The sequence below is a fragment of the Streptomyces minutiscleroticus genome, assembly GCF_014650875.1.
Taxonomy (GTDB): domain Bacteria; phylum Actinomycetota; class Actinomycetes; order Streptomycetales; family Streptomycetaceae; genus Streptomyces; species Streptomyces minutiscleroticus.
The window spans coordinates 388920-414822 of the sequence record NZ_BMVU01000002.1 but is presented as its reverse complement, the minus strand read 5'-3'; the positions used below and the strand labels follow the sequence as shown (position 1 = coordinate 414822).

Here is a 25903-nt window from a genome sequence, read left to right as displayed (position 1 = left end):
AACAGGGGCGGCCGGGACGGGGACGAGCCGTCGCCCGGACCACCGGCGGCACCGCCCGGGACGACGACGGCGGTGCTGCGCCAGATGGCGGCCGGCGAGGCGGCGCTGCCCCGGGTGACGACGGCGGTGCCGCGCCATGGCGAGGCGGTGCTGCGCCCGAACGGCGGCCGGCGAGGCGGCGCTGCTGCGGGTGGCGACGGCGGTGCTCAGGCCGTCGGCGGCGTCTCCGGGGCCGGCGCGCTCATGCGGTCGGAGAGCGCGGTGTTGAAGCGCGACAGGAGCGTGCAGAACGCCTCACGCTCCTCCGGCTCCCAGTTCCGGGTCAGTTCGGCCATCAGCTGCCGCCGCGACGTGCGGACCTCGTCCAGGCGGGCCTGGCCGCGCGGCGACAGCTGGAGCACCACCGCACGGCCGTCCTCCGGGTGGGAGGTGCGCTTGACGAGCCCGGTGTCGACGAGCGGGGCGACCTGCCGGGTGACCGTCGACGAGTCGATGCCCATGCTCGCGGCGAGCGCCTTGACGCCCATCGGGCCTTCCTTGTCGAGGCGGTTGAGCAGCAGGTACGCGGCGCGGTCCATGGAGTTGCGCACCTGCCCGACACCGCCGAGCCGGGTCTGTTCGGCACGGCGCGCGAACAACGCCACCTCGTGCTGGAGCGTTTCGAGAAGACCGGTGTCACCGACGGTCGTCATGTCCATCGACATTTCAGGTGTTGTGGGCATGGCCGGGGGCTCACTTCATACGTGGGGCTGGGTTGGGGGACAGGGTACGCGGACGGAGCGGAGGTCGTACCGGGGCTGCGTAAACCGGTCTCGTGCGGCGATCACCCCAGTGGGGCACGGCGTGAACTGCGAGACTGGAGTACATGAGCTACAGCACGGCCGACTCGCTGCCGTCCGTCACCCTCGACGACGTGCGTGGCGCCCAGAAGATGCTCGCGGGCGTGTCCAGGGTGACGGCGATGGAGGGCAGCAGGTACCTGTCGCGCCTCGTGGGCGCGCCCGTGCACTTCAAGTGCGAGAACCTCCAGCGGACGGGCTCCTTCAAGCTGCGGGGCGCGTACGTGCGGATCGCGGGGCTGATGCCGGAGGAGCGGGCGGCCGGCGTGGTCGCGGCGAGCGCCGGGAACCACGCGCAGGGCGTCGCGCTCGCCTCCTCCCTGCTCGGGGTGCGCTCCACGGTCTTCATGCCGACCGGCGCCCCGCTGCCCAAGGTGGCGGCGACCCGGCACTACGGCGCGGAGGTGCGCACGCACGGCACGGTGGTCGACGAGACCCTGGCGGCGGCCCAGGAGTACGCGGCCGGGACCGGAGCCGTCTTCATCCACCCCTTCGACCACCCCGACATCATCGCCGGCCAGGGCACGGTCGGCCTGGAGGTCCTGGAGCAGTGCCCGGAGGTGCGCACGGTCGTCGTGGGCATCGGCGGCGGCGGTCTCGCGGCGGGCGTCGCGGTCGCGGTGAAGGCGCTGCGGCCGGACGTGCGGGTCGTCGGCGTGCAGGCCGCCGGCGCGGCGGCGTACCCGCCCTCGCTGGCGGCCGGGCGCCCGGTGTCGATCGGCAACCCGGCGACCATGGCCGACGGCATCAAGGTCGGGCGGCCCGGCGACGTGCCGTTCGGGATCATCGGCGACCTCGTGGACGAGGTGCGCACGGTGTCCGAGGACGCCCTGTCCAGCGCGCTGCTGCTGTGCCTGGAGCGAGCGAAGCTGGTCGTGGAGCCGGCCGGCGCGAGCCCGGTCGCGGCGCTGCTGAGCGAGCCGGACACGTTCGAGGGACCGGTCGTCGCGGTGTTGTCCGGCGGCAACGTCGACCCGCTGCTGATGCAGCGCATCCTGCGGCACGGCATGGCCGCGGGCGGCCGCTACCTGGCGGTGCGGCTGCGGCTGACCGACCGCCCCGGTGCCCTCGCCCGGCTGCTCGGCGTGCTGACGGTCGTCGACGCCAACGTCCTCGACGTGAGCCACATCCGCACCGACCCGCGGCTCGAACTCACGGAGGCGGAGGTCGAGCTGCACCTGGAGACGAAGGGGCCGGCGCACTGCGCCGAGGTCAACCTGGCGCTGCGCGAGGCGGGGTACACGGTCATCGACTGACCCGACCGGCTGACCCGACCGACTCGGCCGTCCGATCGACTGGCCGATCGGCCGACTCGACCGACCCGGCCGGGGCGGGACCGGGGCGGTGGCGACGGCGGGAGAGGGGCGCCCGTGGAAGCGCGGGGGCGCGGGGATCCGGCCGCGCTCCCGTGGGCCTCGTCCGCGGGGGATAACCGGTTGAGGAGACGCGATACATCGCGTTACGGTGTGTCTTGTGATGTGGGACCGCCGTACTCCGGTCCGCCGCGGACCAGGGCGGGCCGAGGGGGAATCGCGGAGCGAAACGGGTCGCGGCGACGGTCAAACCGGGTGAAACTTAGCTCTTCGCGCAGCTCTTTCCGTCGGACGACCACCACTCGACCATCTCTTGGGGGATCTCATGCCGGGCGCCATCTACGCCGAAGGCCTGGTGAAGACCTTCGGCAAGGTAAGAGCCCTGGACGGCGTCGACCTCGACGTCCCGGAGGGGACCGTCCTCGGCCTGCTGGGGCCGAACGGCGCGGGGAAGACCACCGCGGTCCGCTGTCTGACCACCCTGCTGCGCCCGGACCGGGGCAGGGCGGTCGTCGCGGGCATCGACGTACTGGAGAAGCCGAACGAGGTACGGCGCTCGATCGGCCTGTCCGGCCAGTTCGCGGCGGTCGACGAGTACCTCACCGGCCGCGAGAACCTCCAGATGGTCGGCCGGCTGTACCAGATGAGGGGGAGGGACGCGAAGGCGCGGGCCGTGGAGCTGCTGGAGCAGTTCGGGCTCGCGGACGCGGCCGACCGGCCCGCCAGGACCTACTCGGGCGGCATGCGCCGGCGCCTCGACCTCGCCGCCGCGCTCGTCGTCTCGCCGCCGGTCATGTTCATGGACGAGCCGACCACCGGTCTGGACCCGCGCAACCGGCAGCAGCTGTGGGAGGTCATCAAGCAGCTCGTCTCCGGCGGCACGACCCTGCTGCTGACCACGCAGTACCTGGAGGAGGCCGACCACCTCGCCCACGACATCTGCGTCGTCGACCACGGCCGCGTCATCGCGCGCGGCACCTCCGACGAGCTCAAGGCGCGCACCGGCGGCGAGCGCGTGGAGGTCGTCGTGCACGACCGGGGGCACGTCGCGGCCGCCGCCGGGGTCCTGCGCGGCTTCGGCACGGGCGACACCGGCGTCGACGAGCACACGCGCCGCCTCACGGTGCCCGTCACCGGCGGCGCCAGGCTGCTCGCGGAGGTCATCCGGGAGCTGGACGCCCGCGGCATCGAGATCGACGACATCGGCCTGCGCCGCCCCACCCTCGACGACGTGTTCATCTCGCTCACGGGCCACGCCGCCGAGACGCGGGACGGGACCGGGGAGGACGACGGGACCGGGAGGGACGACGCGACCGGCGGGAGCGGCAGGACCGCCGGAGCCGGCGGGAGCGGGCAGGACGACAGAGCGGCCGCCGGAGTGCGGGGCCGCCGCACGAAGGAGGCCGCCCAGTGAGTTCCGTGATCCACCCCGTACCCACCGCACCGCCGGGGAACGCCCTGGTGCAGTCCGTGCGCGACTCCCTCGTCGTCGCCCAGCGCAACCTGATCAGGATGTCGCGCATCCCGGAGGTGATCCTCTTCGGCCTCCTCCAGCCGGTCATGTTCGTGGTGCTGTTCAGCTACGTCTTCGGCGGCTCGATGCAGATCGGCGGCAGCACGAGCGCCGCCGACTACCGCAACTTCCTGATCGCCGGCGTCTTCGCCCAGACGGTCACCTTCGCCACCGCGGGCGCCGGCGCGGGCATCGCCGACGACATGCACAAGGGGCTCGTCGACCGCTTCCGCTCCCTGCCCATGGCGCGCGGCGCGGTCCTCACCGGCCGGACGCTCGCCGACCTCGTGCAGACCGCGCTGACCCTGCTGGTGCTGGCCGTGGTGGCGCTGCTGGTCGGCTGGCGCGTCGGGTCCCACGGCGACACGAACGCCGGGAAGGTCGTCGCCGCCTTCGCCCTGCTGCTCCTGGTCGGCTACGCGTTCACCTGGATCGGCGCCCTGATCGGCCTGTCCGTGCGCACCCCCGAGGCGGCCACCTCCGGCGGGCTGATCTGGCTCTTCCCGGTCACGTTCATCTCGAACGCGTTCGTGGACGCGGGCAACATGACGCCCTGGCTGCGGCACATCGCCGAGTGGAACCCGTTCAGCGCCGTCGTGCAGGCCTGCCGCATACTCTTCGGCAACCCCGGGGTCTCGCAGTCCGACGCCTGGCCGATGGCCCATCCGGTGTGGGCGTCGCTGATCTACTCGGTGGTGATCATCCTGGTGTTCCGCACCCTCGCCGTGCGCAAGTACCGCTCGGCGGCATGACGAGGCCCCCGGCGCCTCGCGCCGGGGGCCATGGGTCCGTCACCGTGCCCGCTCAGCCGTTGTACGGCTCAGCCTTCAGGATCTTCACCGAGGCCAGCTTGCCGTTCGGGAGCTCGTACTGCGCGTCCTCGCCGACCTTCTTGCCGTTCACGCCGGAGCCCAGCGGGGACTGCGGCGAGTACGTCTCGATGTCGGAGCTCGCGTACTCGCGCGAGGCGAGCAGGAAGGTCAGCGTGTCGTCCTCGTCACCGTCGAAGGCGATGGTCACGACCATGCCGGGCGCCACCGCACCGTCCGCCGCCGGGGCCTCGCCCACCTTGGCGTTCTCCAGGAGCTGGGTCAGCTGGCGCACGCGGAGCTCCTGCTTGCCCTGCTCCTCCTTGGCCGCGTGGTACCCGCCGTTCTCGCGCAGGTCGCCCTCCTCGCGCGCGGCCGCGATCTTGGCTGAGATCTCGGCGCGTGCGGGACCAGACAGGTACTCAAGCTCATCCTTGAGCTTGTTGTACGCCTCCTGGGTCAGCCAGGTGACGTTCTCGCTGGTCTGGGTCACAGGTGCTCCTCGTCGGTACTGGGAATACAAAGCATCGCCCTACCCAGAAGAATGTTCTCCCATGGGTGGGCGAAACCACGAGCCTAACAATTGGATGGCCGAAGGGGGAGGACATAAGCCCTCGAAGTTACGTAAGTCGAGGTAGGTGCCGTCTTCGGACCAGGTGGCCGGCGGCCCGGTGCGGCCGGGGCCCAGGGGGGCGCGACCCGTCCGGCACGGCGCCCTTCTCCGGGCTCGCGCCCGGCCGCAGGCCCGGACGGCCACCGGCCCGGACGGTCGCCCGCCGGGCCGCGGACGCGGTGCCCGGCGGCGCGGGTCAGTCGGCGTGGCAGCCGAGCAGCTCCGCCGAGGTGCCCCGCGACGTCGTACGGAGGGTGACCACCTTGTCGATGCGGGTGGTGTCCTGGTCGAAGCGGAAGTCGGCGCGGCCCACCTCGGCGCCGTCCTCGGCCTGCGAGCGCAGCGTGCAGTAGCCGTCGGCGTCGGCGTCCTTGCGCACCTCCAGGTGCACGTCGACCGAGGAGTCCGAGGTGCTGAAGCTGATGACCTGGGCGCTGATCCTGTTCCCGCCGACGTAGTGGTAGGCGAACCAGCCGATCAGCACCAGCAGGGCCACGCCCAGGACGCCGCCGACCACCTTGAGCGTGCGGTCGGCGCGCTCGTCCGCGGTGCGGCCGTAGCGGCCCTCGGGCGGCCGCGTGCTCACCGTGCTCATGGGCGTCCTCTCGACAGGGGGCCGGGACCGCCGTCCCGCGGGGAGAAAGCGGTCGTGGACCCCGGAATTTTCCGTCCCCCAAATCGGTCACTATAGAAGCGTCACACCGCACCGTACGACACGGGGCGCCGACTTATGAGGATCGAGTCTTGACTGACCAGCTGCGACTGATGGCCGTCCACGCCCACCCCGACGACGAGTCGAGCAAGGGCGCGGCCACCATGGCGAAGTACGTGTCCGAGGGGGTGGACGTGCTGGTGGTGACCTGCACGGGCGGGGAGCGCGGCTCCATCCTCAACCCGAAGCTGCAGGGCGACAAGTACGTCGAGGAGCACATCCACGAGGTACGCAAGAAGGAGATGGACGAGGCGCGCGAGATCCTCGGCGTCAAGCAGGACTGGCTCGGCTTCGTCGACTCCGGGCTGCCCGAGGGCGACCCGCTGCCGCCGCTGCCCGAGGGCTGCTTCGCGCTGGAGGACGTCGACAAGGCGGCCGGCGAGCTGGTCCGCAGGATCCGTTCCTTCCGCCCGCAGGTGATCACCACCTACGACGAGAACGGCGGCTACCCGCACCCCGACCACATCATGACCCACAAGATCACGATGGTGGCGTTCGAGGGTGCGGCGGACACCGAGAAGTACCCGGAGCAGGAGTTCGGCCCGGCCTTCCAGCCGCTGAAGGTCTACTACAACCAGGGCTTCAACCGCCCGCGCACCGAGGCGCTGCACCACGCCATGCTGGAGCGCGGCCTGGAGTCGCCGTACGGGGACTGGCTCAAGCGCTGGGACGAGTCCGAGCGCGTGGAGCGCACGCTCACCACGCACGTGCCCTGCGCCGACTTCTACGAGATCCGCGACAAGGCGCTGATCGCGCACGCCACGCAGATCGACCCCGACGGCGGCTGGTTCCGGGTCCCGATGGAGATCCAGAAGGCGGTCTGGCCGACCGAGGACTACGAGCTCGCGAAGTCCCTCGTCGACACCTCCATCCCCGAGGACGACCTCTTCGCGGGCATCCGGGACAATGGATGACATGAGCGCAAGCGCAAGCCTGGCAATGACGCACTTCGTCTCCCTCGCCAAGGAGGTGGACGAGAACAAGGTCACCCCTGGCGTCCTGGGCTTCATCGTCTTCGCGGTGATGGCCGTGGCGGTGTGGGGCCTGATGAAGTCGATGAACCGCCACATGGGCAAGGTCGACTTCAAGGAGGCCTCCGACGAGGACGGCTCCCGCACGGACCGCAAGCAGGGTCCGGCCTCGTCCGCGGCGGGCTGACCGCGCGCGGGCCGGACGGGCTCGCACCACGACTCCACGGCACCCGGATGCCGTGGAGTCCTGACGCGTACGCGTACGCGGACCGCCGCGTAACCCGCCGGCCGCGCGTACGACCGGCGGCGGCCCGCCCGGGCCGCCGCTCCGGCGACCGGCCGGCCGGGCCTCCGCCATGGCCGCCCTCCCCGGCCGGGCCTACGCCGACCGGGCCGTGACCGGCACCCCCATGATCTCGCGGGCGTGGCGGCTGGGGACCATGCCCAGGCGCCACGCCTGCCAGCCCGACTCCAGGCTCACGCCCCGCTCCAGCAGCAGCTGGTAGGCCTCCGCGTAGTCGTCGAGGCGCCCGTCCCTGACCGGGTTCCCGGTGCGCAGCAGCTGGGCCAGCTCCTCCTGGGCCACCGCGGTGCCGACCTCCACGCCGCCGGGGGAGGCGTACGGCAGCAGGGTGCAGCGCAGGAAGCGCGCCCAGTCCTCGCCGCGGCGGTCGCCGTAGGAGGCGAACAGGGCCGCCGCCTCGTCGCACAGGGCGAGGGCCGCCCCGGTGCGGGCGTTGCCCGCGTCCACCACAGCCAGTTCCAGGCACGTCCACGCCTCGCCGTGGGCCACCCCGATGCGCTGGAAGTCGGCGCGGGCGTCCACCAGCAGCTGCCGGGCGAAGCCGGAGTTGCGCAGCGAGCCCGTCCGGGCCGCCCGCTGGTCGCGGGTCACCCGGGCCGAGTGGTGCCGGGCGCAGGCCAGCCCGTACACGTCCCGCATCCGCGAGAACATCGTGCGTGAGCGCTCCAGCTCCCGCACCGCCCGGTCCAGGTCGCCGGTCTCCTCCAGCGCCTGCCCCAGGTAGTACACCGTCCACGCCTCGCCGCGCGCGTCCTCGTTGTCGCGGTGGCGGGTGGCGGCCCGGTTCAGCGCGTCGACCGCGGCGGACCCGTCGCCGTCGACGAGCCGGGCCCGCGCCAGCTGCGTCATGGCCCACGCCTCGCCGCGCGCGTCGCGGGTGCGGCCGTACAGGTCGAGCGCCGCACGCAGCTCCTCCTCGGCCCGCGCCACCTCGCCGGTGCGCAGCCGCAGCTGGCCGAGCTGGTAGTGCGCCCACGCCTCGCCGTGCACGGACTCGCTCGCGCGGTGCAGCTCCAGGGACTCCGTGAGCAGTTCGAGGGCCTCGGCGAGCCGGGCCCGGTCGCGCTCCACGGCGGCCAGCGCGTGCATCGTCCAGGCGCGGTCACCGGCCAGTTCCGGGGAGGCCTGCAGGTCGAGGGCCTCGCGGAGCTTGGCCGCCGCCTCGGTGAGGTTGCCCTGGTGGTGCAGGGTGATGCCGAGCGAGCCCAGCGCGCGGGCCGCGCCCGCGTCGTGGCGCGTCTCGAAGTAGAGGTCGACCACGGAGGAGAGCGTCGTACGGGCCTTGTCCAGCTCGCCCAGGTGACGGGCGGCGATGCCGGTGCGCCACTGCACCGACCGCATGAGCAGTCCCTGGTCCACAGCCTGGGCCAGCTCGCTGATCTCGCCGAGGCGGTACAGGTCGCCGCGTAGCAGGCAGTAGTCGCACAGCGCGCCGAGCAGGTTCAGCACCGCCGCCTGGTCCACGCCCTCCGCGTGCCGCAGGGTGGCCGTGATGAAGCTCGACTCGTCGTCGAGCCAGCGCAGCGCCGCGTCCAGGGACGTGAAGCCGTGCGGCCCGAACCGGTCCGCGCGCGTCGAGGTCCTGCCGTCCACCAGCCGGATCACCGAGTCGGCCAGTTCGGCGTAGTCCACGATGAGCCGCTCCTGCGCGGCCGCGCGCTCGGCGGCCTCCTCCTCGTCCAGCAGCCGGGCGTGCGCGAAGGCCCGTACGAGGTCGTGCAGGCGGTAGCGGCTGCCGCGGACGTGGCCGACCAGACCGGCCCGGGACAGCGCCTCCAGGTGGCGGGCGGCCTCCGGTTCGTCCGCCGCCAGCAGGGCCGCCGCCGCGGCCTTGCCGAGCGAGGCCCGCCCCGCCAGGGCCAGTCGGCGCAGCAGCCGGCGCGCGGGCTCGGACTGGTCGGTGTAGCGCAGCCACAGGACCCGCTCGACCGGGTCGACCGGGCCGTACGCCGCGAGGTCGGCGGCCAGCTGCCGGGGCGTGCGCGGCCCGAGCGAGGAGCCCGCGATCCGCAGGGCCAGCGGCAGTCCGCCGCACAGCTCCCGGACGCGGTCGGAGGCCTCGGCGTCGTAGGGGTCGGAGGCGTCCTGGGCGGCCGCGGCCAGCAGCTCCTCCGCGCCGGCCTGGTCCAGCGCCTCCACCGGCAGCTGGTGCACCCGGGCGGGCAGGTCCCCGGGGAGCTCCAGCGGGCGGCGGGCGGTGACCAGGACGACGCTGTCGGAGCGCTCGGGCACCAGCGTGCGCACCTGCTCGGGATCGGAGGCGTCGTCGAGGACGATCGCGACGGGCAGGCCCGTCAGGTGCTGGTGGTACAGCTCGCTCAGCCGGCGCACCTGCTGCTCCTGGGAGGAGCGCTCGCGGAACAGCAGCTGCTCGCGGGCGGCGCCGAGCCGGTTCAGCAGGTGCAGCAGCGCGTCGCGGGTGGACAGCGGCCGCTCCCCGGGGCTGTCGCCGCGCAGGTCGACCACGCAGGCGCCGCGGAACTGGTCCCTCAGCGCGTGCGCCGCGTGCACGGCCAGCGTGGTGCGGCCCGATCCGGGCGCGCCGTGCAGCACGATCACCGTCGGCCTCGTCTCCGTGCTCGCGCGGCCCGCGTGCACCCACTGCGCGATCCGCGCCATCTGCTGCCTGCGGCCCGCGAAGGGGCCCTCGGCGCGGGGCAGGTGGTCGAAGGAGCGCTCCAGGACGTTGCGGCGGCGGGCGGCCGCGCTCTTGTCCGTGCGCCGCAGCTGCGGCGAGCCCTTCTTCGCGCCGGCGGCCGAGGACAGCACCCGCTGCTGGTCGAGGAACGGGCGGATGCCGCGCACCTCCAGGGCGGTCAGCCACTGCAGCCGCAGCTGCTCGGGGCCGCCCGGCTGGCCCAGCGCCCCGGCCCGGCGGCTCGCGGCCGGCAGGTGCGACGCCGTCACCTTCGCCACGGTCGCCGCCGCGCCGGCGACCGCCACGACCGCGCCGGTGCCCAGCGCGGTGCCCGCGCCCGTGCCGAACGACAGGTCCGCCACCGCCGCGGCGACCGCCGCGACGGCCGCCACCAGCAGGGGGGTCCCCGCGCCCTCGCGCGCGTAGCGCCGGCCGAACGTCAGCCGGTCCGCCTCCGTCTCGTCCAGCGCCTTCGTGTACGCCTCGTACTCCTCCGCGGCCGTCCGCGCCATCGCGTCCAGCGCGGCGCGCGCCCGCGACAGCAGCACGCTCCCGTCGGTGCGGCCGCCCGAGCGCCGCACCTCCTCCTCCACGGCCCGTGCCAACAGCCGTTCGGCTTCCGCCCGGTGGCTGTCCCGCATGTCACGCCCCCCTCTGCCGGTATCGGCTCTCCCGGCCCTCCAGTGTCCTGCTCGCGCCCGGCTCGCGCGAGAGAGCCGGGAGCACTCGAGTCGCTGCGGAACGGGAGGAGCCGGACGCGCCCCCGCGGGGAACGCCGCCGCGGCGGCGGACCGGGGGAGGCGAACGGTGCCGTGACCCCGGCGGCCCCGCGCGCGGACACCGGACGGACCGCCCCGCCCCGTGGTGCGTGGCCGGATCGGGGTACTGCGGCAGGATGGACCCCATGCCGAACCGACTGGCCCGTGAGACGTCCCCCTACCTGCTCCAGCACGCCGACAACCCCGTCGACTGGTGGCCCTGGTCGGCCGGGGCCTTCGAGGAGGCACGCGAACGGGGGGTGCCCGTGCTGCTCAGCGTCGGGTACAGCTCCTGCCACTGGTGCCACGTCATGGCGCACGAGTCCTTCGAGGACGAGGAGACGGCCGCCTACCTGAACGAGCACTTCGTCAGCGTCAAGGTCGACCGCGAGGAGCGCCCCGACGTCGACGCCGTGTACATGGAGGCCGTGCAGGCGGCCACAGGACACGGCGGCTGGCCCATGACCGTCTTCCTCACCCCGGACGCCGAGCCGTTCTACTTCGGCACCTACTTCCCGCCCGAGCCCCGCCACGGCATGCCCTCCTTCCGGCAGGTCCTCGAAGGCGTGCGGAACGCCTGGACGGACCGGTACGACGAGGTCGCCGACGTGGCCGGGAAGATCACCCGCGACCTCGCCGGGCGGGAGCCGGCGTTCGGCGGCACGCAGGTCCCCGGCGAGGAGGAGCTGGCCCAGGCCCTGCTCGGCCTCACCCGCGAGTACGACGCCTCGTACGGGGGCTTCGGCGGCGCGCCGAAGTTCCCGCCGTCGATGGTGCTGGAGTTCCTGCTGCGCCACCACGCCCGCACCGGTTCCGAGGGCGCCCTGCAGATGGCCTCCGACACCGCGGAGCGGATGGCCCGCGGCGGCCTCTACGACCAGCTCGGCGGAGGCTTCGCCCGCTACTCCGTGGACCGGGAGTGGGTGGTGCCGCACTTCGAGAAGATGCTCTACGACAACGCGCTGCTGCTGCGCGTGTACGCCCACCTGTGGCGGGCCACCGGCTCCGAGCTCGCGCGGCGCGTGGCCCTGGAGACCGCCGACTTCATGGTGCGCGAGCTGCGCACGGACGAGGGCGGGTTCGCCTCGGCGCTCGACGCGGACAGCGAGGAGGAGGTGCCGGGCGAAGCCCGTCCGCAGAAGGGCGGTGGTGGGCGACGGGAGGGCGGCACGGGCAGGCACGTCGAGGGCGCCTACTACGTGTGGACCCCGCAGCAGCTGCGCGAGGTGCTCGGGGACGCCGACGCGGAGCTGGCCGCCGCCCACTTCGGCGTGACCGAGGAGGGCACCTTCGAGCACGGCGCGTCCGTCCTGCAACTGCCGCAGGACGAAGGCGTGTTCGACGCCGGGCGGATCGCCTCCGTCCGGGAGCGGCTGCTCGCGGCCCGCGCGCGGCGGCCCGCCCCCGGCCGCGACGACAAGGTGGTCGCCGCCTGGAACGGCCTCGCGGTCGCCGCCCTGGCCGAGACCGGCGCCTACTTCGGCCGGCCCGACCTCGTCGAGGCCGCGACCGCCGCCGCCGACCTCCTCGTCCGGCTGCACCTGGACGAGCACGGCCGCCTCGCCCGCACCTCCAAGGACGGGCGGGCCGGGACCAACGCGGGCGTCCTGGAGGACTACGCCGACGTCTCCGAGGGCTTCCTCGCGCTGGCCGCCGTGACCGGCGAGGGCGTCTGGCTGGAGTTCGCGGGCCTCCTGCTCGACCAGGTCCTCGCCCGGTTCGCGGACGAGGGGTCGGGCGCCCTGTACGACACCGCGGCCGACGCCGAGCGGCTGATCCGCCGCCCGCAGGACCCGACGGACAACGCCACCCCCTCCGGCTGGAACGCGGCCGCGGGCGCCCTGCTCGCCTACGCCGCCCACACCGGCTCGGAGCGCCACCGCACCGCCGCCGAACGGGCGCTCGGCGTGGTCGGGGCGCTCGGCCCGCGCGTCCCGCGCTTCGTCGGCTGGGGCCTGGCGACCGCCGAGGCGCTGCTCGACGGCCCGCGCGAGGTCGCGGTCGTGGGCCCGGCCGACGACCCCGCGACCCGGGAGCTGCACCGCACCGCCCTGCTCGGCACCGCGCCCGGCGCGGTCGTCGCCGCCGGCGCCCCCGGCAGCGACGAGCTGCCGCTGCTCGCCGACCGCCCCCTGGTCGGCGGCCGCCCGGCCGCGTACGTCTGCCGCAACTTCACCTGCGACGCCCCGACGACCGACGCGGACGCCCTCAAGGAGGCCCTGAACGGCTGAAACGTGCGGTTCGGACGGGATGCGGAGTGATACGTCCCACTAGCATCCCGAGCGTTACGAAACACGCTCTTTATCGGAAGACCTCCCGGACTTCACAGTTCCCCCTTAGTCTCTCCTGCGAGACGGCGTGAGCGAACGCCCGCCGTCTCGGGGGGACTTGGGGATCTGGGGGGATCTTTTGCTGACGTCTGTCTTCATCGCGGCCGTCTCACTCGCACTGTTCTGGATGGCGGCCTTCACCCTGTGGTGGCAGATGCACGCGTGGCGTACGCCCGAGGTGCTGGCCTCCACGAGATTCGGAAGACCGGAGGGCGGAGAGGGCCTGTCCTTCTCGCTCCTCCTACCGGCCCGGCACGAACAGGCCGTGCTGGACCACACGATCCAGCGGCTGCTGCAGTCGCGCCACACCGACTTCGAGATCATCGTCATCGTCGGGCACGACGACCCGGAGACCACCGAGGTGGCCTGCGCGGCGGCGGACCGCGACCCGCGCGTGCGCGTCGTCGTCGACACCCACGAGAAGAAGAACAAGCCGAAGGCCATGAACACGGCGCTGCCGTACTGCCGCGGCGACGTCGTCGGAGTCTTCGACGCCGAGGACCAGGTCCATCCCGACCTCCTCGCCCACGTCGACCACGCCTTCCGCGCCACCGGCGCCGACGTCGTCCAGGGCGGCGTCCAGCTCATCAACTTCCACTCCAGCTGGTACAGCCTGCGCAACTGCCTGGAGTACTTCTTCTGGTTCCGCTCCCGGCTCCACCTGCACGCCCAGAAGGGGTTCATCCCGCTCGGCGGCAACACCGTCTTCGTCCGCACCGAGGTGCTGCGCGACGCCAAGGGCTGGGACCCCGACTGCCTCGCCGAGGACTGCGACCTGGGGGTCCGCCTCTCCAGCGCCGGCAAGAGGGTCGTCGTCGCCTACGACTCCGACATGGTCACCCGCGAGGAGACCCCGGGCAGCCTGGTCTCCCTGCTCAAGCAGCGCACCCGGTGGAACCAGGGCTTCCTGCAGGTCTACCGCAAGGGGGACTGGAAGCGGCTGCCCGGGTTCGGCCAGCGGCTGCTCGCCCGCTACACGCTGATGACACCGTTCCTGCAGGCGGCCTCCGGCGTGCTCATCCCGCTCAACGCGGCCATCGCGCTGTTCCTGGACGTACCGGTCGGCGTCGCCTTCGTCACCTTCCTGCCGGCCGTCACCGCCCTGGTCACCTTCGTCTTCGAGGTCGTCGGACTGCACGACTTCGGCAGGCAGTACGGCCTGCGCGTCCGGCCCGTCCACTACCTCAAGCTCGTCGTCGGCGGGCCCTTCTACCAGGTGCTCCTCGCGGGCGCGGCGATCCGCGCCGTGTGGCGGGAGCAGCGGGGCCGCAGCGACTGGGAGCTGACCTCGCATGTCGGCGCGCACCTCACCGAAGTGACCCGAGAGGACGTCCCCGCGTGACCTCCACACTTCCCGCGACGGCCACCGCCCCGGCCGCCGCGCAGACACCCCCTGCCCGCACGGACCGTCCCGGCCGCCGGACGAGACCTCCGGGGCTCCGCTCGTCCCGCTCCGACCAGGTGCTCTGCGGGCTGCTGCTCGTGGCGGTCGTCGCCGTCCAGGGCTGGAACATCACCCACTACCCGACCCTCAGCGACGACGAGGGCACCTACCTCGCCCAGGCCTGGGCCGTGCAGCAGGGCGAGGGCCTGGCCCACTACACCTACTGGTACGACCACCCGCCGCTGGGCTGGATCCAGATCGCCCTGCTCACCTGGGTCCCCTCGCTGGTCAGCCCCGAGTCGATGACCGTCGGCCCGATGCGGATCGCGATGCTGCTGGTCTCCGCCGCCAGTGCGGTCCTGCTCTACGTGCTCGCGCGGCGCCTGGCGCTGCCCCGCTGGGCCGCGGGCCTGGCCATGGCGCTCTTCGGGCTCTCGCCGCTGTCGGTCGTCCTGCAGCGCGAGATCTTCCTCGACAACCTCGCGGTGATGTGGACGCTGCTGGCGTTCTGCCTGGCCGCCTCGCCCAGCCGCCACCTGTGGCACCACTTCGGCGCGGGCATCGCCGCCGCCACGGCCGTGCTCACCAAGGAGACGATGCTCGTCGTCCTGCCCGCCCTGCTCGTCACCATGTGGCGCCACAGCCACCGCGACACCCGCAAGTTCGCCCTCACCGGCGCGATCACGGCCTGCGCCCTGATCGGCGTCTCGTACCCGCTGTTCGCGCTGCTCAAGGGCGAGCTGCTGCCGGGCGGCGGCCATGTGTCGCTGTGGGAGGGCATCACGTACCAGATGAGCCGCCCGGGCTCCGGGTTCGTCCTCGACGAGGGCTCGGGCTCGTACGGCGTGCTGCAGTCCTGGCTCTACTACGACCGGGTCCTGCCGCTCGGCGGCCTCGCGGGCGCCGTGCTGCTCCTGGCCGTGTGGCGCTGGTCGGTGACCGCGCGGGCGCTGGCCGGACCGGCGCTCGCCGTCGGCATCCTCGCCCTGGTCGCGCTGCGCCCGTCCGGCTACCTGCCCGCGATGTACATCATCCAGGCGCTGCCCTTCCTCGCGCTGGTGCTGGCCGGGGCCGCCGCGAGCGTCGCCCACGCGGTGCTGCGCCGGGGCCGCCGCGAGGGCGAGCGCCGGTACGTCACCGGGATCCGCGTCGTGGCCGCCGCGCTGCTCGCCGCCGCGGCCGCCGTGTACGTCGTGCCGCGCTGGTACGACGGCGACCGCACCGCCGTGACCGCCGACGCCAACGCGCCCTACCGGGGCGCCGCCCGCTGGCTCGCCACCGAGGTCGAGGACCGCGCGGACCAGCGGGTGCTCGTCGACGACGCGCTCTGGCTCGACCTCGTGCACGCCGGGTACGAACCGGGCCCCGGCGCGATCTGGTTCTACAAGGCCGACCTCGACCCGGCCGTCACCGAGACGATGCCGCGCGGCTGGCGCGACCTCGACTACGTCGTCGCCTCCCCGACGGTGCGGCGGGACGCCGTCGACCTGCCCACCGTCAGGGACGCGCTGGAGCACTCCCGGACCGTCGCCTCCTTCGGCGAGGGACCGGCCCGCATCGAGATCCGGCAGGTCACGGCGGACGCCGCCGTCGGCGCGAGCAGGGGGGACGCCCGATGAGTTCCGAGAGCACCGGGGAGCTGGGCGAGCCGGCCGTCCGCGCCGCCGAGGTCGCCGAGCCGGGCGCCGTCACCATCGTCGTCCCGACCTTCAACGAGTCGGAGAACGTGGCGGAGCTGCTGCGCCGGATCACCGAGTCCGTGCCGTCCCGGCTGCCGTGCGAGGTGGTCTTCGTCGACGACTCCACCGACGACACCCCCGACGTCATCCACCGGGCGGCGCAGGACTGCCCGTTCCCCGTCACCGTGCTGCACCGCGAGGAGCCCGAGGGCGGCCTGGGCGGCGCGGTCGTGGAGGGCATCAAGGCGGCCGGCTGCGACTGGGTGGTCGTCATGGACGGCGACCTGCAGCACCCGCCCTCCCTCGTCCCCGAACTGGTCGCGGCCGGTGAGCGCACGCCCGCCGCGCTGGTCGTGGCCTCCCGCTACACCAGGGGCGGCAGCCGGGCGGGCCTCGCCGGCGGCTACCGCGTCGCCGTCTCGCGCGCCGCCACCTGGCTGACCAAGTCCCTCTTCCCGCGCCGGCTGCACGGCATCAGCGACCCGATGAGCGGCTTCTTCGCGGTCCGCCGCCGCTCCGTCGCGCCCGAGACGCTGCGGCCCCTCGGCTACAAGATCCTGCTCGAACTCGCCGTCCGCGGGCGGCCGAACCGGGTCGCCGAGGTGCCCTTCGTCTTCCAGGACCGCCACGCGGGCGAGTCCAAGTCGACCGCCGCCGAGGGCAGGCGCTTCCTGCGCCACCTCGTCGGGCTGCGCACCTCCTCCCCGGCCGCCCGCATGGTGGCCTTCGGGCTGATCGGCGCCAGCGGGTTCGTGCCGAACCTGCTCGGCCTGTACGTCCTGACCGCGCTCGGCCTGCACTACGTACCGGCGGAGATCGCCGCCAACCAGCTCGGCGTCGCCTGGAACTTCCTGCTCGTCGAGCGCCTGCTGTTCCACGACCGGCGCGCGCACCGGCGCTGGTGGGACCGGGCGGGCCGGTTCGCGCTGCTCGCCAACGCCGACCTGGTGCTGCGCATCCCGCTGATCGCGCTGTTCGTGCACCGCCTCGGCATGGGCACGCTGTCCGCCACCGCGGTGGCCCTGGTCACCACCTTCGTCCTGCGCTTCGTCGGAACCGAGGCGCTGGTCTACCTCCCGCGCAGGAGCCGCACAGCAAGGAGCACCGCGTGACCGCACCCTTCCGGCACACCGTGAGACGACGTACGACGCCCCGGCGGACCACCTCGCTGCTGACCGTGACGGCGCTCGCCTCCGGGCTGCTGCTCACCGCCCCGCAGCCCGCGGCCGCCGCCAACCTGATCAGGAACCCGGGCTTCGAGACGGCCGGCGCCGACTCCATGCCGGCCTGCTGGGAGAAGTCCGGCTGGGGCGACAACGACTTCACCTTCTCCACCGTCGCCGACGCCCACTCCGGCGCCAGGGCCATGAAGGTGGAGCTGACCCGCCGCGTCGACGGCGACCGCAAGGCGCTGATCACCGAGTCCGCCGCGTGCGCGCCGGCCGTCACCGCGGGCCGGCAGTACGACCTCGGCCTCTGGTACAGGTCGACGACCCCCGACGCCTCGGTCACGCTGTTCCGGCACGACGCGACGGCCGGCTGGCAGTACTGGACCGACCTCAAGACGCTGGAGCTCAGCGCCGGCTGGGCCGAGGCGACCGTGCGCACACCCGAGGTCCCGGCCGGCACCGACCGAATCAGCTGGGGCGTCTCGGTCTACGGCACGGGCTCGGTGACCACCGACGACTACAGGATGGAGCAGGTCGCCGACCCCGTCCCCGACCCGGTGTGCACGGGCACGGCCGAGGAGTGCGCGGACGGCCGCTGGGACGTGCTGCCCACGCGGAACCCGGTCCGCTCGATGCACTCGGTCGTCCTGCACAACGGCAAGGTGCTGCTGATCGCCGGCTCCGGCAACAGCGAGGAGATGTTCGAGGCGGGCACGTTCACGAGCGCGGTCTACGACCCCGAGAACGGCACGTACAAGCAGATCCCCACGCCCAAGGACATGTTCTGCGCCGGGCACGTCCAGCTCCAGGACGGGCGCGTGCTGGTGATGAGCGGCAACAAGGGCTACCCGTCCGCCGACGGCACGATCGGCTACCAGGGCTACAAGGACTCGTACATCTTCGATCCGGAGACCGAGACCTACAGCAAGACGAACGACATGAACGACGGGCACTGGTACCCGTCGGCGACGATCCTCGGCAACGGCGACGTGATCTCCTTCGGCGGGCTGCGCGAGGACTCCACCGGCTCGGTCACCGCCGAGCTGTGGTCGCAGGCCGAGCAGCGGTGGCAGCCGCTGTGGAAGGTCAACCAGACCTGGTCGTACTGGGGTCTGTACCCGTCGATGATCCTGATGCAGGACGGCCGCCTCTTCTACTCCGGCAGCCACGTCTTCGGCAACAACATCCCCGGCACGGGCTCGGCGATCTACGACTACGGCGCCAACACCGTCACCGAGGTGCCGGGGCTGCGGGACAAGGACGAGCGCGACCAGTCCGCGAGCGTGCTGCTGCCGCCCGCCCAGGACCAGAAGGTGCTCACCGTCGGCGGCGGCAACATCGACTCCAACCCGGACGCGGGCCGGCTCACCGACATCATCGACCTGAAGGCCGCCGACCCCTCGTACGTGGCCGGGCCGCCGCTGCCGCAGGGCACGGTCGACCTCGGCGCCGGGCCCGTGCCGCAGACCGGCGGCCAGGGCAAGATGTACGTCTCCACCGTGCTGCTGCCCGACGGCAAGGTCCTGGAGACGGGCGGCGCCCTGCACAACCGCGCCGACCCCGTGTACGAGTCCTCGCTCTTCGACCCGGCGACCGGAACCTTCGACCCGGTGGCCGCCGACCCGGAGGCGCGCGGCTACCACTCGTCCGCGTTCCTGCTCCCGGACGGCCGGGTGATGGCCACCGGCGACAACCCGGGCAACGGCTCCTGGAACCACGACGTGTCGATCTACACGCCCCCGTACCTCCTCAAGGGCGAGCGCCCGACGATCACGTCGCTGATCGACGACCACTGGGAGTACGGCGACACGCAGCGCATCACCGTGGACCGGCCCATCGCCAGGGCCGAGCTGATCCGCCCGGCGGCGGTCACGCACTCCTCGGACCCCAACCAGCGGTTCGTGGACCTGCCGCTGAGCGTGGACGGCGACAACGTCGACCTGAACGTGACGAGCAACCCCGACCTCGCCCCGCCCGGCTGGTACATGCTCTTCGCGGTCGACGCAGGCGGCGTGCCGTCGGTGGCGAAGTGGGTGCACCTCCAGGGCCCGGCCGCGCTCTCCGCCGACACCGCCTCGGCGCACGTGCACTCCTTCGCCGACGACCTCGGCGGCGACGTCAGGGAGGCGGGCAGGAAGCGGACGTCGCAGAAGGTGGGTCCGGCGGTCTCCGGCTGCGACCGCCACTACGGCTCCGCCAACGTCTGCGTCCCGACCGTGTTCCCGGACGAGGTGGGAAGGACGACGGCCGCCCGCTGCGCCTGGCTGGAGGAGCACGGCTACGGCCGACTGAAGGTCAACGGCAAGGACGACCCGTTGCGTCTGGACCCGGACCGGGACGGCGCGGCCTGCGGGAAGGGCGACGTCCGGCGCCGCTGAGGCCGCCGCCGTCGCGGGCGGGCGTCACCCCTCCCGGGTGCGCCCGCCCAGCGCCCGCTCCACGATCGCCTCCAGCTGCTCGTGGTGGGCGCCCCGCCAGTACGCCCGGCCGCACTCCCGGCACCGGGCGAAGACGTCGTACGAGCGTTGCGTGCCGCCCTCCAGCTGGTCGGCGACCTCCTCCTTGGTGGCTTCCTCGAGCAGGCCGTTGCAGGCGGTGCAGCGGCTCCAGGGCCGCAGTCCGGGCTCGAACCGGGCCAGGACGTCGTCGAGCTGCTCGTCCGGGCGTGTGCTGTAGACGAAGGCGCCCGCCCACAGCTCGCGGCGGCGCAGCAGGCCGCGGTCGCGGCTGAGCATGACGCGCTTCTCGGCCGCGGAGCGGGCCGCGAGCGCCGGGTCGCCGATGTCGGTCGACTCGTACGCCGCGTCCACGCCGAGCAGCCGCAGCCGGCGCGCGAGGGTGCCGAGGTGGACGTCGAGGAGGAAGCGGAGCGGGGCGCCGGGCACGGACTGGGGGCGCTCCACCGCCCGCACCTCGACGGACTCGCCCGCCGCCGGCACGTGCGAGACGGGCACCGGGCGGCCGTCCACGAGGAGCCCGCCCACCTCCGTCAGCGGCACGCCGAGGGACTCCACGACGTGGCCGAGCGTGGAGACGCCGTCGGTGGCGGCCCTGGTGGGTCCCGAGCGGCGGGTGTGCGGGACGAACACCCCCAGGCCGGGGGCGAATTCGATGAGGATCTCCGGTCCGTTCACCGGGTCAGGATGTCACGGGGGACCCGCCGCGGGCCTGCGGTTTCCCGGTCGGCGGACCATGGTCGAGGACGGCCGGCGCGCGGTCGACGAGATCGGGCAGCGGTTCGCCGGCGGGCCGGGTCCGCGGCCCGTCCGCCGGCAGCGGGCCGGACGCGTCCGTGAGGACGATGTCCTCCTTGACCGGGAAGTGGCGCGGGACCGTGGACGGCGACACCTCGGCGCGCCCGGCGATCCGCTCGACGGTCGTGGCCTCGTAGCCCTCCTCCTCGGCCAGCGCGTACGTCGCCCCGCGGATCGCCGCCCGGGTCCTGACCCTCTTGCGCTCGCGCGGGCCGGGCGGGGCGCCGGGGGCGGCGCCCCGCCCGCGAGCTGCCGCGGGTCCGGGGGAACGTGCGGCGGTCATGCCCTCGTCGTCGGGCACCCCGCGCCGCCGGGACCATGTCCGGAACGGGACGGTCCGCCGTTCGGGAGCGTGTCCGGAACCGGACGGTCCGCCGGCCGGGTCCCGGACGGCGCACGGAAGCGGCCGCGGCTTCCAGGAGCCGCGGCCGCCGGGGAACGGGGTGCCTCACGGACCGGCAGGGGGTCATCCGTGCTGGTAGGCCACCAGGGAGATGCCGACGTAGTGCACGACGAACGCGGCCAGGGTGAGGGAGTGGAAGACCTCGTGGAAGCCGAACCAGCGGGGTGAGGGGTTGGGGCGCTTGATGCCGTAGATGACGCCGCCCGCGCTGTAGAGCAGGCCGCCCGCGACGACCAGGACGAGCACGGCGAGGCCGCCCGCGCGCAGGAAGTCGGGCAGGAAGAAGACCGCGGCCCAGCCCATCGCGATGTAGCAGGGCGTGTAGAGCCAGCGCGGGGCGCCGACCCAGAACACCCGGAAGACGATGCCCGCGGCGGCCGCCGCCCAGATGCCCCACAGCAGCCACTGTCCCTTGGCGTCCGGCAGCAGCAGCATCGTGAGCGGGGTGTAGGTGCCCGCGATGATCAGGAAGATGTTGGCGTGATCGAGCCTGCGCAGCACGCCGCCGGCGCGGGGGCCCCAGTTGCCCCGGTGGTAGAGCGCGCTGACGCCGAACAGCAGACAGGCGGTCAGGGCGTAGATTCCGCAGGCGATCCGCCCGCGGGTGGAGTCCGCGAGCGCGGTGAGCACCAGTCCGGCGACGAGGACGGCCGGGAACATGCCGGCGTGCAGCCAGCCCCGGAGCTTCGGCTTGATCGGGTGCGGCGGTGAGGGCACGACGGAGCTGTGGCCGGCGGCCGACGGTTCCGTACGCGCGTCGGGGACGGACGCAGTCATGCGGGGCATCGTACCTACGGAACCGTAAGTTACGCGTCAGTCCGAGGAAGCCGACAGAAGCCTTCCGGCCATGATCCCACGCCGTGTGCGCAGGTGGGGAAGGGCTGCGGCGAAATCGGGACGACGCCGAGTGGCGCTCCTCACGTCGCGCTCAAGTGTGAGGCCCTCTGGACATATGCGCGGAAGCATCGGATGATCAAATGAGTGCGGTCGGCACCGGATGAGCGCCATAGCACCACCACGTGAAGCATCCGGGCCGCAGCCCCCAAGGGGCATTCGACAACAAACCCCTCACTTAGGAGCAATCGTGGCGCGCGACATCGCGGCTCCCTCACCCGTCCCCACCCAGCACCAGGAACTGATCTCGTGGGTCAACGAGATCGCCGAACTGACGCAGCCGGACAACGTGGTCTGGTGTGACGGATCCGAAGCGGAGTACGAGCGCCTGTGCGGGGAGCTCGTCCGCAAGGGCACCTTCAGGAAGCTCGACCCGATCAAGCGCCCCGACTCCTACTACGCGGTCTCCGACCCGTCCGACGTCGCACGCGTCGAGGACCGCACCTTCATCTGCTCCGAGAAGGAGGAGGACGCGGGCCCCACCAACCACTGGACGGCCCCCGCCGAGATGCGGGAGCTCTTCGAGGGCAAGGACGGCCGCGGCGGCATCTTCCGGGGCTCGATGCGCGGCCGGACCATGTACGTCGTGCCCTTCTGCATGGGCCCGCTCGGCTCCGACCTCTCCGCCGTCGGCGTGGAGATCACCGACTCGGCGTACGTCGCCGTGTCCATGCGCACGATGACCCGGATGGGACAGCCGGTCCTCGACGAGCTCGGCTCCGAGGGCTTCTTCGTGAAGGCCGTCCACACGCTCGGCGCCCCGCTGCAGGAGGGCGAGGCGGACGTCCCGTGGCCGTGCAACACCACGAAGTACATCTCGCACTTCCCGGAGTCCCGCGAGATCTGGTCCTACGGCTCGGGCTACGGCGGCAACGCCCTGCTCGGCAAGAAGTGCTACGCCCTGCGCATCGCCTCGGTGATGGCGCGCGACGAGGGCTGGCTCGCCGAGCACATGCTGATCCTGAAGCTGACGCCCCCGCAGGGGGAGCCGAAGTACGTCGCCGCGGCCTTCCCGAGCGCCTGCGGCAAGACCAACCTCGCCATGCTGGAGCCCACGATCTCGGGCTGGACGGTCGAGACCATCGGCGACGACATCGCCTGGATGCGGTTCGGCGAGGACGGCCGGCTGTACGCGATCAACCCCGAGGCCGGCTTCTTCGGCGTCGCGCCCGGCACCGGCGAGCACACCAACGCCAACGCGATGAAGACCCTGTGGGGCAACGCCGTCTTCACCAACGTGGCCCTCACCGACGACGACGACGTGTGGTGGGAGGGCATGACCGAGGAGCCGCCCGCCCACCTGACCGACTGGAAGGGCAACGACTGGACGCCGGAGTCGGGCACCCCGGCCGCCCACCCGAACGCCCGCTTCACGGTCCCCGCCGCCCAGTGCCCGATCATCGCGCCCGAGTGGGAGGACCCCAGGGGCGTGCCGATCTCCGCGATCCTCTTCGGCGGCCGCCGCGCCACCGCGGTGCCGCTGGTGACGGAGTCCTTCGACTGGAACCACGGCGTCTTCCTCGGCGCCAACGTCGCCTCCGAGAAGACCGCCGCGGCCGAGGGCAGGGTCGGCGAGCTGCGCCGCGACCCGTTCGCCATGCTGCCGTTCTGCGGCTACAACATGGGCGACTACATGGGCCACTGGATCGACGTCGCCAAGGACAAGGACCGGGCGAAGCTGCCGAAGATCTACTACGTCAACTGGTTCCGCAAGGACGACGACGGGAAGTTCGTCTGGCCGGGCTTCGGTGAGAACAGCCGCGTCCTGAAGTGGATCGTGGACCGCCTCGACGGCCGCGCCGAGGGCGTCCGGACCCCGATCGGCGTGCTGCCGGCCAAGGGCGCGCTGGACACCGAGGGACTCGACCTGTCCCAGGAGGAGCTGGACTTCCTGCTCACCGTCGACGAGGACGTGTGGCGCGAGGAGGCGTCGCTGATCCCCGGGCACCTCGACACCTTCGGCGACCACACGCCGAAGGAGCTGTGGGACGAGTACCACGCGCTGGTGCGGCGCCTGGGCTGACGTGCTTCCCGGACGCACGGGCACGAAACCGTGCGCCCGGGACGTCCGCGGCGATGCCCCCGGACCTTCGGCCGTGTGCCCGAAGGGCCGGCCCGCGACCGGTAAGGACTGCCCTGACCTGTCCTGTCGTCCCGGCCGGTGCGGTGGCGCCGCGCGCGGAACGGTGGAAGGACCGGGGGTCCCGCACAACGGGGTGCGGGGCCCCCGGTCCGTTCCCCGGTGCCGTTGGTGGCGCCCGGTCCGCGCGTCGCTGCGGGTGCGCGCGGACCGGGGCCGTATCGGAGGGCCCCGTGAGGGGTCCTTTCTCAGTGGGTGGCGAGTGCGCGCTGCTCGGCGCTCGCCGCCGCCGCGTGCGCGTCCATCCGGCGCGCCGCGAGGATCGCCGCGGCGGTGTCGGCCCGGGACGCGGCCACCACCAGGGCCCGCCCGGCGAGCGCGTGCGCCCGCTGGTGCAGGGCCGCGAGGTGCGGCTCGTGGATCGCGGCGGCCACCGACGAACGGACGGGCGGCCGCCCACCCCGCAACCGTGCCACCTGCTCGGCGAGCCGCTCGGCCGCACCGTCCAGATCCGCGGACGGCGCCAGCGCGCGCAGTTCGTCGGTCACCGCGAGCAGGGCCGAGAAGTGCCCGGCGAGCTGGATGTCCAGCTCCTCCTCGCGCGACCGGTGGGGGATGTCGGGGGTGGGGCCGGCCATCGTGTGGACCGACTTGCTGCGGATCGGTTCGTACATGGGACGGCCTCCTGTGCTGTAACAGGAAACCATCTTAGCTTGGATTCGGTCTAAAGTTGAGCAGGTTCGCAGAAGTGGATCACGAACGTACGGACGGTGACCGGGGCGCGCGGACGCGCCGGTGACGGACGTGTGCCCCGGCCGCCGGCGGACACGCGGCCCGTGGCGGCCGGCCGGCCCGCCGGAACGCCGCGCGCCCCCTCCCGGGGGAGGGGGCGCGCCCGGGTGCGGCCCCGCGGCCGCCGCGCTCACGGCTGGCTGTAGCCGTCCAGGAACGAGCCGATCCGGGTCACCGCGTCCCGCAGGTCCCGGGCCGTCGGCAGGGTCACCACGCGGAAGTGGTCGGGCTCGGGCCAGTTGAAGCCCGTGCCCTGAACGACCATGATCTTCTCCTTGCGCAGCAGGTCGAGGACCATCTGCCGGTCGTCCTTGACCTTGAAGACCTTCGGGTCGAGGCGCGGGAAGAGATACAGCGCGCCCTTCGGCTTCACGCAGGTCACGCCCGGGATCTGGGTGAGCAGTTCGTGCGCCGTGTCCCGCTGCTCGCGCAGCCGCCCGCCCGGCAGCACCAGGTCGTCGATCGACTGCCGGCCGCTGAGGGCGGCGACCACACCGTGCTGCCCCGGCATGTTGGCGCACAGCCGCATGTTCGCCAGGATCGTCAGGCCCTCGATGTAGGACTCGGCGTGCGCGCGCGGCCCGGAGATCGACATCCAGCCCACCCGGTAGCCGGCGACGCGGTACGCCTTCGACATGCCGTTGAAGGTGAGGGTGAGCAGGTCGGGGGCGACGGCGGCGGTCGGCGTGTGCGTGGCGCCGTCGTAGAGGATCTTGTCGTAGATCTCGTCGGAGCAGACGAGGAGGTTGTGGCGGCGGGCGATGTCGGTCAGGCCGCGCAGCACGGTCTCGTCGTAGACCGCGCCGGTCGGGTTGTTCGGGTTGATGATGACGATCGCCTTGGTGCGGTCGGTGACCTTCCGCTCCACGTCGGCGAGGTCCGGCATCCAGTCGGACTGCTCGTCGCAGCGGTAGTGCACGGCCGTGCCGCCGGACAGCGAGACGGCCGCCGTCCACAGCGGGTAGTCCGGGGCCGGGACGAGCACCTCGTCGCCGTCGTCGAGCAGGCCCTGCATCGCCATCACGATCAGCTCGGAGACGCCGTTGCCGATGTAGACGTGCTCGACGTCCGTCTCGATGCCGAGGGTCTGGTTGTGCATCACCACCGCGCGGCGGGCGGCCAGCAGCCCCTTGGCGTCCCCGTAGCCGTGCGCCGAGGAGACGTTGCGGAGGATGTCCTCCAGGATCTCCGGCGGGCAGTCGAAGCCGAACGCGGCGGGGTTGCCGGTGTTCAGCTTGAGGATGCGATGGCCCGCCGCTTCCAGCCGCATCGCCTCCTCGAGGACCGGGCCCCGGATTTCGTAACAGACGTTGGCGAGCTTCGTCGACTGGATCACCTGCATGTTCGTGAGCTTACGACCGCGTAACGCCGACCGCGCCGTGTTTTCCGCCACGTGGGACGGTCCGGACGGCCGTACGGGAGGGGCGGCGGGGACCGCGGGGCCGTCT

19 protein-coding genes and 1 pseudogene are annotated in these 25903 nt (G+C 73.0%); 11 read left to right on the top strand and 9 right to left on the bottom strand.

Going from position 1 to position 25903, the window contains the following annotated elements; genetic code table 11:
• Positions 1-206: 206 nt before the first annotated feature.
• Complete coding sequence (locus IE271_RS04940) at positions 207-704, bottom strand: MarR family winged helix-turn-helix transcriptional regulator (RefSeq protein WP_190188992.1); 498 nt, start codon at positions 702-704, stop codon at positions 207-209.
• Positions 705-865: 161 nt separating this feature from the next.
• Here IE271_RS04940 and ilvA point away from each other — a divergent pair, with 161 nt between their 5' ends.
• The 3 genes from ilvA (at position 866) to IE271_RS04925 (ending at position 4417) form a co-directional block, all read left to right on the top strand.
• Entirely contained in the window at positions 866-2095 is a 1230-nt protein-coding gene (gene ilvA, locus IE271_RS04935) for a threonine ammonia-lyase (RefSeq protein ID WP_190188903.1), read from the top strand.
• 382 nt (positions 2096-2477) lie between these two features.
• Positions 2478-3566, top strand: coding sequence for an ATP-binding cassette domain-containing protein (locus IE271_RS04930; RefSeq protein ID WP_190188902.1), 1089 nt, complete (start codon positions 2478-2480; stop codon positions 3564-3566).
• Entirely contained in the window at positions 3563-4417 is an 855-nt protein-coding gene (locus tag IE271_RS04925) for an ABC transporter permease (RefSeq protein ID WP_190188901.1), read from the top strand. Before IE271_RS04930 ends, IE271_RS04925 begins: the two co-directional genes overlap by 4 nt.
• 52 nt (positions 4418-4469) lie before the next feature.
• Here the strand turns inward: IE271_RS04925 and greA are convergent, their stop codons facing one another.
• Positions 4470-4967 carry a transcription elongation factor GreA gene (gene greA / locus IE271_RS04920; RefSeq protein WP_190188900.1) on the bottom strand — a complete coding sequence of 166 codons (498 nt, stop codon included), beginning with the start codon at positions 4965-4967 and terminating at the stop codon, positions 4470-4472.
• Between the two features lie 316 nt (positions 4968-5283).
• Positions 5284-5682, bottom strand: coding sequence for a DUF4307 domain-containing protein (locus tag IE271_RS04915; protein ID WP_190188899.1), 399 nt, complete (start codon positions 5680-5682; stop codon positions 5284-5286).
• A 149-nt stretch (positions 5683-5831) separates the two neighbouring features.
• Between IE271_RS04915 and mca the strand changes: the two genes are divergently transcribed.
• The gene (mca, locus tag IE271_RS04910; protein ID WP_190188898.1) at positions 5832-6713 is read left to right on the top strand and encodes a mycothiol conjugate amidase Mca; all 882 of its coding nucleotides are present in this window, start codon (positions 5832-5834) and stop codon (positions 6711-6713) included.
• A complete protein-coding gene (locus IE271_RS04905; RefSeq protein WP_190188897.1) occupies positions 6706-6957 on the top strand; it encodes a hypothetical protein in 252 nt (83 codons plus the stop codon). Before mca ends, IE271_RS04905 begins: the two co-directional genes overlap by 8 nt.
• A gap of 192 nt (positions 6958-7149) precedes the next feature.
• Here IE271_RS04905 and IE271_RS04900 read toward each other — a convergent pair whose 3' ends face one another.
• Positions 7150-10353: a tetratricopeptide repeat protein gene (locus IE271_RS04900; protein WP_190188896.1), complete on the bottom strand. Its 3204-nt coding sequence runs from the start codon at positions 10351-10353 to the stop codon at positions 7150-7152.
• 263 nt (positions 10354-10616) lie between these two features.
• Here IE271_RS04900 and IE271_RS04895 point away from each other — a divergent pair, with 263 nt between their 5' ends.
• The 5 genes from IE271_RS04895 to IE271_RS04875 all read left to right on the top strand — a co-directional run bounded on the left by IE271_RS04895 (position 10617) and on the right by IE271_RS04875 (position 19410).
• Positions 10617-12701 carry a thioredoxin domain-containing protein gene (locus tag IE271_RS04895; protein WP_190188895.1) on the top strand — a complete coding sequence of 695 codons (2085 nt, stop codon included), beginning with the start codon at positions 10617-10619 and terminating at the stop codon, positions 12699-12701.
• 178 nt (positions 12702-12879) lie between these two features.
• Positions 12880-14142, top strand: coding sequence for a glycosyltransferase (locus IE271_RS04890; protein WP_190188894.1), 1263 nt, complete (start codon positions 12880-12882; stop codon positions 14140-14142).
• Positions 14139-15803, top strand: coding sequence for an ArnT family glycosyltransferase (locus IE271_RS04885; RefSeq protein WP_190188893.1), 1665 nt, complete (start codon positions 14139-14141; stop codon positions 15801-15803). Before IE271_RS04890 ends, IE271_RS04885 begins: the two co-directional genes overlap by 4 nt.
• Positions 15800-16975: a glycosyltransferase gene (locus tag IE271_RS04880; RefSeq protein ID WP_190188892.1), complete on the top strand. Its 1176-nt coding sequence runs from the start codon at positions 15800-15802 to the stop codon at positions 16973-16975. Before IE271_RS04885 ends, IE271_RS04880 begins: the two co-directional genes overlap by 4 nt.
• Positions 16976-17040: 65 nt before the next feature.
• Positions 17041-19410 (top strand): galactose oxidase early set domain-containing protein, encoded by a 2370-nt coding sequence (locus tag IE271_RS04875; protein WP_190188991.1) that lies wholly within the window; start codon positions 17041-17043, stop codon positions 19408-19410.
• Between the two features lie 24 nt (positions 19411-19434).
• Here IE271_RS04875 and IE271_RS04870 read toward each other — a convergent pair whose 3' ends face one another.
• From IE271_RS04870 to trhA, 3 genes and pseudogenes are all read right to left on the bottom strand, one after another.
• Positions 19435-20166 (bottom strand): Mut7-C RNAse domain-containing protein, encoded by a 732-nt coding sequence (locus IE271_RS04870; RefSeq protein ID WP_190188891.1) that lies wholly within the window; start codon positions 20164-20166, stop codon positions 19435-19437.
• A gap of 91 nt (positions 20167-20257) precedes the next feature.
• Positions 20258-20569: pseudogene (locus IE271_RS04865) on the bottom strand (TetR/AcrR family transcriptional regulator); the annotation flags it as partial.
• A 183-nt stretch (positions 20570-20752) separates the two neighbouring features.
• Positions 20753-21466: a PAQR family membrane homeostasis protein TrhA gene (gene trhA / locus IE271_RS04860; RefSeq protein WP_190188889.1), complete on the bottom strand. Its 714-nt coding sequence runs from the start codon at positions 21464-21466 to the stop codon at positions 20753-20755.
• Positions 21467-21773: 307 nt separating this feature from the next.
• On the opposite strand from trhA, the gene IE271_RS04855 reads away from it, so the two are divergent.
• A complete protein-coding gene (locus tag IE271_RS04855) occupies positions 21774-23606 on the top strand; it encodes a phosphoenolpyruvate carboxykinase (GTP) (RefSeq protein ID WP_190188888.1) in 1833 nt (610 codons plus the stop codon).
• Between the two features lie 305 nt (positions 23607-23911).
• Here the strand turns inward: IE271_RS04855 and IE271_RS04850 are convergent, their stop codons facing one another.
• Both IE271_RS04850 and IE271_RS04845 read right to left on the bottom strand, forming a co-directional pair.
• Positions 23912-24337 carry an SCO4983 family protein gene (locus IE271_RS04850; RefSeq protein ID WP_190188887.1) on the bottom strand — a complete coding sequence of 142 codons (426 nt, stop codon included), beginning with the start codon at positions 24335-24337 and terminating at the stop codon, positions 23912-23914.
• Between the two features lie 248 nt (positions 24338-24585).
• Positions 24586-25797, bottom strand: a complete 1212-nt coding sequence (locus tag IE271_RS04845) for a pyridoxal phosphate-dependent aminotransferase (protein ID WP_190188886.1) — start codon at positions 25795-25797, stop codon at positions 24586-24588.
• Positions 25798-25903: the final 106 nt, after the last annotated feature.